The organism is Phocoenobacter atlanticus subsp. cyclopteri, from assembly GCF_018343795.1.
Taxonomy (GTDB): domain Bacteria; phylum Pseudomonadota; class Gammaproteobacteria; order Enterobacterales; family Pasteurellaceae; genus Phocoenobacter; species Phocoenobacter atlanticus.
In genome coordinates, this window is record NZ_CP074346.1 from 1,959,173 (window position 1) to 1,971,797 (window position 12,625).

Sequence of the window (12,625 nt, forward strand, 5' to 3'; positions counted from 1 at the left end):
AATATTAGGTAAGATTTTTATTACATAGATTGTGTAAATGTACGAGTAATAACGTCTTGTTGTTGCTCTTTGGTTAATGAGTTAAAACGCACCGCATAACCTGAAACACGAATGGTTAATTGTGGATATTTTTCAGGATTTTCCATTGCGTCTAATAACATTTCACGGTTCATTACGTTTACGTTTAAGTGCTGACCGCCTTCAACTTCTGCTTCGTGGTGGAAGTAACCATCCATTAAGCCTGCTAAGTTACGTTTTTGAGCAAGGTCATCTTTACCTAACGCATTTGGTACGATTGAGAATGTATATGAAATACCATCTTTCGCATACGCAAATGGTAATTTAGCCACAGAAGTTAATGACGCTACTGCACCTTTTTGATCACGTCCGTGCATTGGGTTAGCACCTGGGCCGAATGGCGCACCTGAACGACGACCGTCTGGGGTGTTACCTGTTTTCTTACCGTAAACCACGTTAGAGGTGATGGTTAATACTGACTGAGTAGGCACAGCATTACGATAAGTTTTAAGTTTTTGAATTTTCTTCATAAAACGTTCAACTAAGTCACAAGCGAAATCATCTACACGAGAATCGTTGTTACCAAATTGTGGGTATTCACCTTCAATTTCAAAGTCAACGGCGATACCGTCTTCATCACGAATTGGTTTCACTTTTGCATATTTGATTGCTGAAAGTGAGTCAGCTGCAACTGAAAGTCCTGCGATACCACACGCCATTGTACGATATACATCACGATCGTGTAATGCCATTAGTGACGCTTCATAGCTGTATTTATCGTGCATATAGTGAATGATATTTAACGCAGTCACATATTGTTTTGCTAACCAGTCCATAAAGGTATCCATACGCTCCATTACTTCGTCAAAGTCTAATACTTCAGAAGTGATACGATCAAATTTAGGACCTACCTGCATTTTACTGTTTTCGTCAATACCACCATTGATGGCATAAAGCATTGTTTTCGCTAAGTTTGCACGAGCGCCAAAGAACTGCATTTGTTTACCTACGATCATTGGGCTTACACAACACGCAATTGCATAATCATCACTTTGGAAATCTGAACGCATTAAATCATCATTTTCATATTGAACAGAAGAAGTGTCAATTGATACTTTTGCACAGTATTCTTTAAATGCTTTTGGTAACTGCTCAGACCAAAGAATAGTTAAGTTTGGCTCTGGAGAAGGTCCCATTGTGTATAATGTGTGTAACATACGGAAGCTGTTTTTAGTTACTAATGTACGACCGTCTAAGCCCATTCCCGCAAATGTTTCTGTTGCCCACATTGGGTCACCAGAGAATAATTGATCATATTCTGGTGTACGTAAGAAACGCACCATACGTAATTTCATTACTAAGTGATCCATTAACTCTTGTGCGTCTTGTTCTGTAATTTTACCTGCTTTTAAATCACGTTCGATATAAATATCTAAGAATGTTGAAGTACGACCGAATGACATCGCTGCACCATTTTGTGATTTTACTGCAGCAAGATATGCAAAGTATAACCATTGAACCGCTTCTTGTGCATTTTTTGCAGGACCTGAAATATCGTAACCATAAGTGGCAGCCATTTGTTTGATTTGAGAAAGTGCTTTGTATTGCTCAGCAATTTCTTCACGTAAACGGATTGTACCTTCTAAATCTTCACCATTTTCTAAACGCTCTTGTAATGAATGGAATTGATTTAATTTATCTGCCATTAAGAAGTCAATACCATATAATGCTACACGACGGTAGTCACCAATAATACGACCACGACCATAAGCATCTGGAAGACCTGTGATGATACCTGATTTACGACAACGTAAAATATCTGGTGTATAAACGTCGAATACTCCTTGGTTGTGTGTTTTACGGTATTCAGTAAAGATTTTTTTCACTTGTGGATCTAATTCACGACCATAAACTTTACAAGAACCTTCTACCATTTTAATTCCACCAAATGGAATAATGGCACGTTTTAATGGTTTATCTGTTTGTAAACCAACAATTTTTTCTAACTCTTTATCAATATAACCTGCTGGGTGAGATGTAATTGTTGAAGGAAGATCGGTATCAAAATCAAGAGGTTCGTGAGTACGGTTCTCTTCTTTGATGCCTTCCATTACTTTTGCCCACAACGTTGTTGTTGCTTCTGTTACGTCTGCTAAGAAAGATTCATCACCTTCATAAGGCGTATAGTTTTTTTGAATAAAATCACGTACATTTACGTTTTCTTGCCAATCACCGTGAGCAAAGCCTTGCCACGCTTGTTGCTGAACTTCTGTCATTTGAGTCATCGTTAAATCCTCTATAATTAAAGATAAGTTAAAATTGAAGCAGTTACATATTATAAAAAATTTGCAAAAATTATTTTAAATCTAACCGCTTGTTAATTTGAAATTCCAAAATTTATCAAACAAATAGTGTGCTAATTAATGTTTTCTAATATGTAAAAACCATTGAACCAAACCGATAAAGAATGATCCGCCTACAATATTTCCTAATGTTACTGGAATAAGATTGCTACTAATAAAATGTCCAATAGTTAAATCTGCAAACTGTGCAGGATCAATACTAATTGCACTCCAAAATTCAGGACTTGCACAGTGTTGAATTAAAATTCCCATCGGTACCATAAACATATTTGCCACACAGTGTTCAAAACCAGATGCCACAAACATAGCGATAGGTAAAATTAAGATGAGGGTACGATCGGTTAAACTTTTACCTGAATAGGACATCCAGACACCTGCACACACCATTACATTACACATAATGCCAAGACTAAACGCTTCTACCCAAGTATGATGTAGTTTATGTTGTGAGACTTTTAAAATGGTTAATCCCCATTGACCGTTATCTGCCATATATTGTCCTGCAAACCACATTAATGCCACAATAATTATGCCTCCAACTAAATTCCCTACATACACAATTCCCCAGTTTTTAAACATTTGAGAAAAAGTAATTCGACCACTTGCTTTAGCGATAATGGTAAGTGTTGTAGAGGTAAAGAGGTCTGTGCCAAATACGACACATAACATTAATCCAAGTGAAAAGAAGATACCACCAACAAGGTTGGCAATGCCCCAAGGCATACTGCCAGCCCCTGTTTTAACAGTGGTATAAAAAACGAATGCAATGGCAATAAATGCACCAGCAAGGATCGCAGAGATAAACGCATATAATGGTTTTTTTAACGCTTTATATACTGCACCTTCTTGTGCAATTTTTGCCATTTCAACAGGAGAATACATCATCATAATTCAACTAAAATTTGAAAGTTTATAAAATTTGTTGAATTATAATCCTTTCATCTCTCTGATTCAAAATGAATTTTGTAAAGTTGAGCTATATCAATTAAATAATCTTTTGTATGTTAATGTATTGTTAAAATTGTGTGTTTTAAATTAGTTTTCATTAACAACCATCATTAGAATTAACTTTAGTTCTTATGATATTCATTAAAGTTAATTCAAAACGATAGGGGTTATTTTTGTAAAAAATAAAGAGAATGATACCGCTTATTTTTTATTTTGTTTGATGTTGAGTTGGTTCAGTTGGAAAATACAAAGAGCCTTTTACACCACAAGCTGTTAAGCCCATTACAAACATTAAAATGATGATCCACTTTTTCATAATTACCTTAATTTAAAAAATAATGAGGAATTTTATCCAAGATATGCCATAATTTCTAGGATTATACAGTAAATTATATACATAATAAGACAAAAAGAGTAAATTTTGAGGATATAAATGAAAGTTGGAATTTTATTAGCAAATTTAGGGACACCAAATGCACCAACGGTACCTGCGATAAAGCGTTATTTAAAAGAATTTTTAAGTGATCCTAGAGTGATTGATCTACCTAGATTAAAATGGTTACCTATTTTAAATGGTATTGTGTTACCAAAGCGAGCCTCTAAAATAGCAAAACTGTACCAAAGAATATGGTCAGAGCAAGGTTCCCCTCTTTTAGCCATTTCTCGTCAGCAACAACAAGCCATTCAACATTCGTTTAATTTAGAAAATCAAGATGTGGTTGTTGAATTAGGAATGACTTATGGCGAGCCTTCAATCAGTGATGGTGTCACTAGTCTATTGGCTCAAAATGTTGATAAAATAATAGTATTACCTCTTTATCCACAATATAGTAGTACCACCACAGCACCTGTGTTTGATGCTTTTGCTAAAGCACTAAAACAGCATAAAAAAATGGTGCCTTTTGATTTTATTCATAGTTATCATAATCATCCTCTTTATATAAAAGCCCTTGCTACATCAATTCAATTAAAAGAAAGTGAACACTTACTTTTTTCTTTTCACGGTATTCCAAAACGTTATGAAAATGAAGGAGATTTTTATTCGGATCATTGTCGAGAAACCGCTTCTCTGGTTGCTTCATCATTAAATTTAGATGAAAGCAAGTGGTCACTCAGTTTTCAGTCTCGTTTTGGAAAAGAGGAATGGTTGATGCCTTATACTGACAAAGTTTTAGAAAATTATCCTAAAAAAGGTATATCTGAAATAGCCGTGATTTGTGCAGGATTTTCAGTAGATTGTTTGGAAACTTTGGAGGAAATAGCGGTAGAAAATCAGGATGTTTTTTGTAAAAATGGTGGAAAATCTTACCGCTATATTCCAGCATTAAACACGAATAGTGAACATATCCATTTGCTTACTGAATTAATTAAAGAAAGAATTTAAATTCAATTTTTCAATGGGTTAATAATCATTTTGCGATCTAGATCGCAAAAATTTCTTAAAATCGAGCTTACTTATTTATTTCATTTTATAGTAGATATTAAAATTAATTTTAATATTCATCTTTATGTATTTATAGGAGCTTATGATGAATAAAATAGATAACAAGACAAAAGAAATTAGAGAATTATTGGCACCCATAGTTGAAGGTTTAGTGATCAAAACTTATTTTTCTTATTATGGTTTATTCAAAGATAATTTAATGTTTGGATTATATAAAGACAATAAATTGTATTTGAAGATATCTAAGGAATTTATTCGGGATGAGCATTATTCTACTTTTTTTAATGAAAATTCTGTTTTAATGTGTGATTTTTATTTTGTTGCAGAAAATCAATGGGATAAATTTTTTAAAGATGCAGATTGGTTGCTTTCTCTAATTCAATCACTTAAAACAGAGAGAGAAAAAGTAACTGCAAAGAGGTTAATTCGTCATCTACCTAATATGAATATTAATTTAGAGCGATTATTGCAGCGAAATGGAATAAAAACAGTGGGTGAATTACATCATTTAGGTGAAGTTGATGTTTTCGTTAAACTCATTGAAAAAGGGTTTGATGTTACAGAACCCCTATTGTTCAAATTACACGGAGCATTGAATAATCAACTTGTATATACTTTAAATAACAAACAAAAAGAGTATCTGCTTGAAGAAGCAGATACAGCCTTATACAATGCTGGACTACGAAAACGTTTTACGAAAAAATGATGTCGTTATTTAAGAAATGCTAAGCCATATTGGTATAATGCATTCTTTTTATAACCAAAAATATCAGCAACAAGAGACGCTGCTTTTTTTAATGGTAATTCTTGAGTTAATAATGTCAATGCTTTGATGGCTTGTGGAGAGAGCTCTTCGGTTTCTTTAGTTAGTTTTCCTTCTACGATGAGTACAATTTCTCCTCTTGTACGATTATTTTCTTCTTTTAACCAGTTTGTGAGTTGTGACAACGTGTTGCCATAAATGGTTTCCCACGTTTTTGTGAGTTCTCTTGCTATAACAATATAACGTTCATCTCCCCATATATTTTGCATATCTTGAAGAGTGTCCAAAATACGGTGAGTAGATTCATAAAAAATAAGTGTTCGACTTTCATCTTTTAATTCTTGAAGTTTATCACAGCGAGCTTTTGTTTTAGCAGGTAAAAAACCTTCAAAACTAAATCTATTTGAAGCAACGCCAGCAGCACTTAATGCAGTAATAGCTGCACAAGCACCTGGAATGGGGATTACTTGGATGTCATTTTTTTTGCATTCACGCACCAAATGAAAACCTGGGTCACTAATAAGGGGGGTTCCTGCATCAGAAATAAGGGCAATATTTAAACCTTGTTGTAATTTTTCAACTAATGTTGTCGCTTTTTGCTGCTCATTATGATCGTGTAATGCAAAAAAAGGTTTTTTTATTCCATAGTGGCTAAGTAGTAATCCACTATGGCGAGTGTCTTCTGCTGCAACGAGATCAACTTGCTCAAGTGTTGTAAGTGCTCGTTGAGTGATGTCATTAAGATTTCCAATTGGTGTGGCAACAATATATAATTTACCATATTGTTGAGAATTTTGATTGTTTTTCATTTGCTTTTTGCTCATTAGCTCAGTAATATCTTTAAATAATTTGTTATGAAGGAATTTTATATGTCTATTTTAGTACAAAAACATACACGACAACAGCTAACTTTAAAACAAAAAATAAGAACCATTTTAATGCCAATAATAATGGTTGTTTTTTTATCAGCTTGTACAGGTGTGGGGCTTTTTAAAAATGAAGTCACTGAATCACTAAAAAATGATGCTTATTCAAGCTCAGAATTTTATGTTAACAAAATGGTACACAGCAAAGATGCTGAAACCAAACAGAGTTATCGTTTATTGGCTATTCGCCAATTATTAAATGAAAATAAAGTTGTAGAAGCAAAAAATATGTTTAAACGATTTGTTATATTGGTTGATGCACAGAGAATAGAGTACAAATTATTAACCGCTAAACTGATGGCGATGGAGCATAAAAATATTGAAGCAAACCATTCTCTTAAGGCGATATTATTATCACAATTAAGTCACTCTCAAACTAAACGTTATTATAATGTTTTAGTAAAAATTGCAGAAAATAAAAAAAATATTATTGAAGCAGTAAGAATGTATGTTTTATTGGAGAAATATTTAACAAATATTCCTGAATATCAACAGAATAATAACAATATTTGGGCATTATTAAGAAGTGCTAATAAACAAATGCTTTCTCAAACAGATATAAAATCAGGGGAATATTCATTAGCGGGATGGTTATCGCTTATCGAGCTTTATAATGATAATCTGGGTGCACCAGAAATGTTACCACAAGCAATTAATAATTGGAAAATGCAATACCCAAACCATAGTGCAGGTCAAGTATTGCCAACGGAGTTGAAGGCAATTACAACATTTAAACAAACAACCTTTGATAATATTGCGTTGTTATTGCCATTAAGCGGTGATTTGCAATTTCTTGGTGACATTATTCAAGAAGGATTTAATGATGCTCGTGGTACAGAAGATATGACAACAGTAAATATTTTTGATACTAATTCTGGAACATTGTCATCTGTAATACAAAGAGTAAAAAAATCAGGTGCACAGGCTATTGCTGGACCGTTACTAAAATCAAAAGTAGATGAAATGTTCAATCAATCAAATATTGATGGATTAAGTATTCTAACATTAAATTCAACAAAAAATGCTCAACCCAGAATGAATGTATGTTATTACGGATTAGCACCAGAAACAGAAGCTCGTTCTGCAGCAAATAAAGTTTACCAAGATAAATTTGAACAAGTGATTGTATTAGCTCCAAATGATGATTTTGGGCGACGCTCAGCAAGTGCATTTATTTCTCAATGGAGAAAATTAACCAATAATGATGTTAGTGTACAGTATTACGATAAAGCAACAGAAATTATAGATAAATTACAAAATGAAGAAGGAAAAGCTCTCTATTTCTTAGGTACAGCAGAACAGTTATTAGAAGCAAAAGAAATATTAGATGGTTCTGAATTAGCAGATTTATTTACTATTTATAGTTCTTCTCGTAGTCATTCTCCAAATAGTAATGCAGATTTTTATACTACGATGAATGGCGTTAAATTTAGTGAAATTCCATTATTAACAGATAAATCTTCACAAGAATATAAAAAAGCACGTAAAGTTGCTCAAAATGATTATTCGATGATGCGTTTGTATGCGATGGGCGCTGATGCTTGGACGTTAATTCATCACTTTAATGAATTACGTCAAATTCCAGGTTTTACTATTTCAGGATTAACAGGAGAACTAAAAGCCAATGTTGATTGTCATGTAGAACGAGGTATGAAGTGGTTACAATATAGTAGTGGTACAATTGTCCCTGATGTAGATGATTTAAATATTGTATCTGAGGAGTCAGCAGAATCAGAAACTAATTTATTAGAAGAATAAAATGCGTCATCAAGGTGCTATTTTTGAACAAAAAGCTCGCTTGTTCTTAGAACAAAAAGGATTGCTCTTTGTTGCAGCAAATCAAACGTTTAAGTGTGGCGAGCTTGATTTAATTATGAAACAAAATACCACCTTTGTTTTTGTAGAAGTTAGACAACGTAAAAATGCAAATTTTGGTAGTGCTGTAGAAAGTATCACTTATACTAAACAACAGAAATGGTTGAATGCAGCAGATTTGTGGTTAGCAAAGCAAGGATTAAGTCTCGATAGTGCAGATTGTCGTTTTGACGTGATTGCTTTTGAAGGAACAAATGAACCTCTTTGGATACCTAATTTTTTAGATTAAATTTGCAAATTTTTTTAATAATGTTACCGCGTACTTTTATATAAGAATAAAAAATGTTACAAAAAATAAAAGATCGATTTCAGGAAAGTATTCAAATTCAACTTGCTTCTTCTGAATTATTGCCTCAAGCAATAGAGCAAGCAGCAAACAAGATAGCTGAATGTTTATTAAAAGGTAATAAGATTATTGTGTGTGGTTCTGGGCGTTCTTACAGTAATGCACAACTTTTAGTGAGTCATTTATCAAATCGTTATGATTTAGCTCGACCAAGCTTTCCAAGTGTATTGCTGAGTTTTGAAGGTGTTTTAGCCACAATGTCAGTGCAGGATGATGATATTCATTCACTCTATAAAAAACAACTTCAAGCAGTGGCAAAAGAAGGGGATATATTGATTGTATTTTCTCCATTTGGTAATGAAGACATTGTTTTAAATGCAATTTATAGTGCGGTTAATGAAAATTTAGGTATTATTGCATTTACAAGTAGTCATAATCATCATACCGCTGGATTATTAGCAAAGACAGATACAGAAATCGCCATTGCGTCTAATAATGAAATGCGTATTATTGAAGGACATTTATTTAGTTTAAATTTAATGTGTGAATCAATAGATACGTTGCTCTTTTCTTAATTAATATTTATAAGGAATATTATTATGTTTAATTTAACGTTAAAAAAATAAGTGTAATTACTTTGCTTTCAGTTAGTTTACTATCATTACAAGGCTGTGTAACTGCTGCTGTTGTAGGTACTGTTGGAGCGGTTGCGGCAGCAACTAAAGTGGCCACTGATCCTCGAACAGCAGGAAGACAAATAGATGATGAAACTCTAGAAGCAAAAATTAATTATCGCTTAAATAAAGATGCGCAATTAAAAGAAGAAGCAAGAGTTGTTGTAGTGTCTTACAATGGTAAAGTTTTATTAGCGGGTCAAGCACCTAATAAAATTGCGGTAGATACTGCAAGAAAAATTACTTTAGGGCAACAAGGCGTGAGACTAGTTTATAACGAAATACGTATTGCGAAAAAAATAGGTGCTGGGCAGATCACAACAGATGCGTGGATAACTACGCAAGTTAAAACGCAGCTATTGGCTAACGTATATGTAAAAAGTAATAATGTTAAAGTTCTCACTGAAAATGGTGAAGTTTTCTTAATGGGACACGTTACGCCTAAGCAGTCACAAGTTGTAATAAATATTGCTCGCCATACAAAAGGGGTGAGAAAAGTTATCCCAGCTTTCAGTTATATTAAAACACAATGATAGAAGCAGATAGAATTATCAGTGCCTCTTCTCAGCCAGAAGAAGAGGTTATTGATCGTGCAATCCGACCAAAATTATTGGCTGATTATGTGGGACAACCTACGGTTCGAGAGCAGATGGAAATTTTTATCCAAGCCGCTAAAATGCGTCAAGATGCTCTCGATCATCTATTGATATTTGGACCTCCGGGGTTGGGAAAAACTACCCTTGCTAATATTATTGCTAATGAAATGGGCGTGAATATTCGTACCACTTCAGGACCAGTACTTGAAAAAGCAGGGGATTTGGCTGCAATGCTCACTAACCTTGAGCCTTATGATGTCCTTTTTATTGATGAAATTCACCGTCTCTCCCCAATGATTGAAGAGATATTGTATCCCGCAATGGAAGATTATCAGTTGGATATAATGATTGGTGAAGGACCTGCTGCTCGTTCCATTAAGTTAGATCTCCCTCCTTTTACATTAGTTGGAGCAACTACTAGAGCTGGTTCTCTTACTTCGCCATTACGAGATCGTTTTGGTATTGTGCAACGTTTAGAGTTTTATTCCGTAGAAGATCTAACTTCCATTGTTACACGAAGTGCCAATTGCTTAAATTTAGCCCTGTCTAATGAGGCTGCAATTGAAATTGCTCGCCGTTCACGAGGTACGCCTCGAATTGCAAACCGCTTATTACGTCGAGTACGAGATTTTGCAGATGTTAAAAATAGCGGTGTGATTTCTAAAGAAATTTCCCAACAAGCCCTTAAAATGCTGGATGTCGATCCAAAAGGGTTTGATTTTATGGATAGAAAATTATTACTTGCGGTTATTGAACGTTTTGATGGAGGACCTGTTGGGCTAGACAATTTAGCCGCAGCCATTGGCGAAGAGCGAGATACCATTGAAGATGTATTAGAACCTTATCTTATTCAGCAAGGCTTTTTACAACGTACTCCAAGAGGGCGTATGGCAACCTCAAGAACTTATTCTCATTTTGGATTTAGTGAAAATTAATTGGTCAATTATATAATTGTAATAATATATATAATATTTATTACAAATGAGAGAATGAGTGTCTAATTTTTAGAAAAGTGTGTTTATGATAGGAAGGAAATGATGGAATTATCCAATAAAATTATTGTTATAACTGGGGCAAGTACAGGCATTGGCAAGCAATTAGCGTTAAGACTGGCAAAAGAAAAATGCCAATTGGCATTAATTGCTCGCAATGAAAAACAGTTAGTAGAAGTGGTAAAACAAGCAAAGGAGCTCGGTGCTGTTAATACCAACTATTATATCTGTGATATTTGTGATACTGAAAAATTAGAATTAACGTTGCAATCTATTGTTTCCGATTTTGGTACTGTTGATGTTCTTATTAATAATGCGGGAATTTGGCAAAAATTAATGCCTGTGGATGAGATGGATGTCAAAATGGTTGACGATATTATTCAGACTAATTTGCTGGCTGTTATTCCTACAACACGTTTGTTACTTCCTGTTTTAAGACAACGTGAAGAAGCCCGTATCATTAACATTGTTTCAAAGTCAGGGGTTGTTGCACAACAGAATCAATCAGTCTACACTGCAAGTAAATATGGTATTCGAGGCTTTACTGAAGTATTGAAACAAGACTTAGCAGAGACTAATATAAAAATTGCAGGTGTTTATCAAAGTGGTACCAATACTGAGATTTTTGCAAAAAGTGGCGATAATTTTGATACACAAAACTTTACTAATCCTGAAGATTTGGCTGATGTTATTGCTTATATGCTTTCTCAACCAGATAAAATATGGTTACACGATGTTCGAGTGGGTAAATAGTAAATTATTTTTGAAATAGCAGATAACATTATAAAAAAGTGTTATCTGTTTTCATTTTGTCTTAAATCTACTATTATGGGAAACTCTCTGAACAAGCTCCATCGCAACAGGTACACCATTATCAATAGTAAATTTTGCTTTGTAACAGACCGCTTGTATGCCTTTTTTAAGGGCTTGCTGAAATAACTCAGCATATTTAGGATCAATCTGTTTGGCGACTTCAAAAGTGTGAATACCAGAATGCAAAATAGCAAAGAAAATAACTGCTGAATAACCTTGTTGTGCCATTATGGTTAGCTCCCTTAGGTGTTTTTGACCTCGTAACGTTTGGGTATCAGGGAACATTCCTATGCCATTTTCTGTTAATAGTGTAGTAGATTTTACTTCGACAAAGCAGCTTTCATCCAGTAAAAAATCAATACGACTCTTTTCTTCACCATATTTTACTTCTGCTTGAATATGTTGATATTGAGCCAGTTCCTCAATCCATTTATGTTGCAATGCCTCATTAACTAATTGATTGGCTCGTTGTGTATTCACACAAATAAAATCGCCTTGTTGTGTTTCAGTGAGTTCCCAAGTGTGGGCATATTTACGTTTTGGATTATCTGAGGTAGAAAACCACACTCGATCGCCCTCTGTTGCACAGCCCGTCATTGCTCCAGTATTAGGGCAATGAATAGTAATTTGCTCTCCATTAGGCAACATTATATCTGCTAGAAAACGTTTATAACGTTTGATTAATATACCTTGTTTTAGTGGTGGAAGTTGCATCGTTGTCCTTTAAGCGGTCAGTTGTTGATTGATTTTTGCAAATTTTAAGTGTGATATACAGGGTAACCGCATACTTTTATTAGAGTAAAAAACACTTAAAAATCAAATAGACTACTTTTTAACGTAGGGGCGACATTAGCAAACGTAGTTTGCGTATATTCGCCCATTGCTCGATATAAGATTTTTTTAAAAGCCAAGATTAAATACATATAT

General features: G+C 34.0%; 13 protein-coding genes. 8 read left to right on the plus strand and 5 right to left on the minus strand.

Going from position 1 to position 12,625, the window contains the following annotated elements; translation table 11 throughout:
- Positions 1–20: 20 nt before the first annotated feature.
- The 3 genes from pflB to lptM all read right to left on the minus strand — a co-directional run bounded on the left by pflB (position 21) and on the right by lptM (position 3,645).
- Positions 21–2,303, minus strand: a complete 2,283-nt coding sequence (gene pflB, locus KGI96_RS09495) for a formate C-acetyltransferase (protein WP_211597838.1) — start codon at positions 2,301–2,303, stop codon at positions 21–23.
- 135 nt (positions 2,304–2,438) lie between these two features.
- Entirely contained in the window at positions 2,439–3,263 is an 825-nt protein-coding gene (gene focA, locus KGI96_RS09500; protein WP_213156593.1) for a formate transporter FocA, read from the minus strand.
- Between the two features lie 274 nt (positions 3,264–3,537).
- Positions 3,538–3,645, minus strand: coding sequence for an LPS translocon maturation chaperone LptM (gene lptM / locus KGI96_RS09505; RefSeq protein WP_211597837.1), 108 nt, complete (start codon positions 3,643–3,645; stop codon positions 3,538–3,540).
- A 117-nt stretch (positions 3,646–3,762) separates the two neighbouring features.
- On the opposite strand from lptM, the gene hemH reads away from it, so the two are divergent.
- Together hemH and KGI96_RS09515 are read left to right on the plus strand one after the other, a co-directional pair.
- Complete coding sequence (hemH, locus tag KGI96_RS09510; RefSeq protein ID WP_211597836.1) at positions 3,763–4,713, plus strand: ferrochelatase; 951 nt, start codon at positions 3,763–3,765, stop codon at positions 4,711–4,713.
- Between the two features lie 145 nt (positions 4,714–4,858).
- A complete protein-coding gene (locus tag KGI96_RS09515; protein ID WP_211597835.1) occupies positions 4,859–5,479 on the plus strand; it encodes a TfoX/Sxy family DNA transformation protein in 621 nt (206 codons plus the stop codon).
- A gap of 5 nt (positions 5,480–5,484) precedes the next feature.
- On the opposite strand, the gene rsmI is transcribed toward KGI96_RS09515, so the two are convergent.
- On the minus strand, positions 5,485–6,345 hold the full coding sequence (gene rsmI / locus KGI96_RS09520; RefSeq protein ID WP_211597834.1) for a 16S rRNA (cytidine(1402)-2'-O)-methyltransferase: 861 nt from the start codon (positions 6,343–6,345) through the stop codon (positions 5,485–5,487).
- Positions 6,346–6,405: 60 nt separating this feature from the next.
- Between rsmI and KGI96_RS09525 the strand changes: the two genes are divergently transcribed.
- The 6 genes from KGI96_RS09525 (at position 6,406) to KGI96_RS09550 (ending at position 11,638) form a co-directional block, all read left to right on the plus strand.
- Entirely contained in the window at positions 6,406–8,220 is a 1,815-nt protein-coding gene (locus KGI96_RS09525) for a penicillin-binding protein activator (RefSeq protein WP_211597833.1), read from the plus strand.
- A 1-nt stretch (position 8,221) separates the two neighbouring features.
- Complete coding sequence (locus KGI96_RS09530) at positions 8,222–8,566, plus strand: YraN family protein (RefSeq protein WP_211597832.1); 345 nt, start codon at positions 8,222–8,224, stop codon at positions 8,564–8,566.
- Positions 8,567–8,619: 53 nt separating this feature from the next.
- On the plus strand, positions 8,620–9,198 hold the full coding sequence (locus KGI96_RS09535) for a D-sedoheptulose-7-phosphate isomerase (RefSeq protein ID WP_211597831.1): 579 nt from the start codon (positions 8,620–8,622) through the stop codon (positions 9,196–9,198).
- A 47-nt stretch (positions 9,199–9,245) separates the two neighbouring features.
- Entirely contained in the window at positions 9,246–9,830 is a 585-nt protein-coding gene (gene dolP, locus KGI96_RS09540; RefSeq protein ID WP_213156594.1) for a division/outer membrane stress-associated lipid-binding lipoprotein, read from the plus strand.
- Positions 9,827–10,828, plus strand: coding sequence for a Holliday junction branch migration DNA helicase RuvB (gene ruvB / locus KGI96_RS09545; RefSeq protein WP_211597829.1), 1,002 nt, complete (start codon positions 9,827–9,829; stop codon positions 10,826–10,828). The genes dolP and ruvB overlap by 4 nt, the downstream gene beginning before the upstream one ends.
- 99 nt (positions 10,829–10,927) lie before the next feature.
- Complete coding sequence (locus KGI96_RS09550; RefSeq protein WP_213156455.1) at positions 10,928–11,638, plus strand: SDR family NAD(P)-dependent oxidoreductase; 711 nt, start codon at positions 10,928–10,930, stop codon at positions 11,636–11,638.
- Between the two features lie 51 nt (positions 11,639–11,689).
- Here the strand turns inward: KGI96_RS09550 and sfsA are convergent, their stop codons facing one another.
- Positions 11,690–12,412: a DNA/RNA nuclease SfsA gene (sfsA, locus tag KGI96_RS09555; protein WP_211597827.1), complete on the minus strand. Its 723-nt coding sequence runs from the start codon at positions 12,410–12,412 to the stop codon at positions 11,690–11,692.
- Positions 12,413–12,625: the final 213 nt, after the last annotated feature.

Excerpts from the sequence above, each read along its gene's own strand:
- pflB (WP_211597838.1), bottom strand. The coding sequence starts at position 2,303 with ATGACTCAAATGACAGAAGTTCAGCAACAAGCGTGGCAAGGCTTTGCT.
- focA (WP_213156593.1), bottom strand. The coding sequence starts at position 3,263 with ATGTATTCTCCTGTTGAAATGGCAAAAATTGCACAAGAAGGTGCAGTA.
- lptM (WP_211597837.1), bottom strand. The coding sequence starts at position 3,645 with ATGAAAAAGTGGATCATCATTTTAATGTTTGTAATGGGCTTAACAGCT.
- hemH (WP_211597836.1), top strand. The coding sequence starts at position 3,763 with ATGAAAGTTGGAATTTTATTAGCAAATTTAGGGACACCAAATGCACCA.
- KGI96_RS09515 (WP_211597835.1), top strand. The coding sequence starts at position 4,859 with ATGAATAAAATAGATAACAAGACAAAAGAAATTAGAGAATTATTGGCA.
- rsmI (WP_211597834.1), bottom strand. The coding sequence starts at position 6,345 with ATGAAAAACAATCAAAATTCTCAACAATATGGTAAATTATATATTGTT.
- KGI96_RS09525 (WP_211597833.1), top strand. The coding sequence starts at position 6,406 with ATGTCTATTTTAGTACAAAAACATACACGACAACAGCTAACTTTAAAA.
- KGI96_RS09530 (WP_211597832.1), top strand. The coding sequence starts at position 8,222 with ATGCGTCATCAAGGTGCTATTTTTGAACAAAAAGCTCGCTTGTTCTTA.
- KGI96_RS09535 (WP_211597831.1), top strand. The coding sequence starts at position 8,620 with ATGTTACAAAAAATAAAAGATCGATTTCAGGAAAGTATTCAAATTCAA.
- ruvB (WP_211597829.1), top strand. The coding sequence starts at position 9,827 with ATGATAGAAGCAGATAGAATTATCAGTGCCTCTTCTCAGCCAGAAGAA.
- KGI96_RS09550 (WP_213156455.1), top strand. The coding sequence starts at position 10,928 with ATGATGGAATTATCCAATAAAATTATTGTTATAACTGGGGCAAGTACA.
- sfsA (WP_211597827.1), bottom strand. The coding sequence starts at position 12,412 with ATGCAACTTCCACCACTAAAACAAGGTATATTAATCAAACGTTATAAA.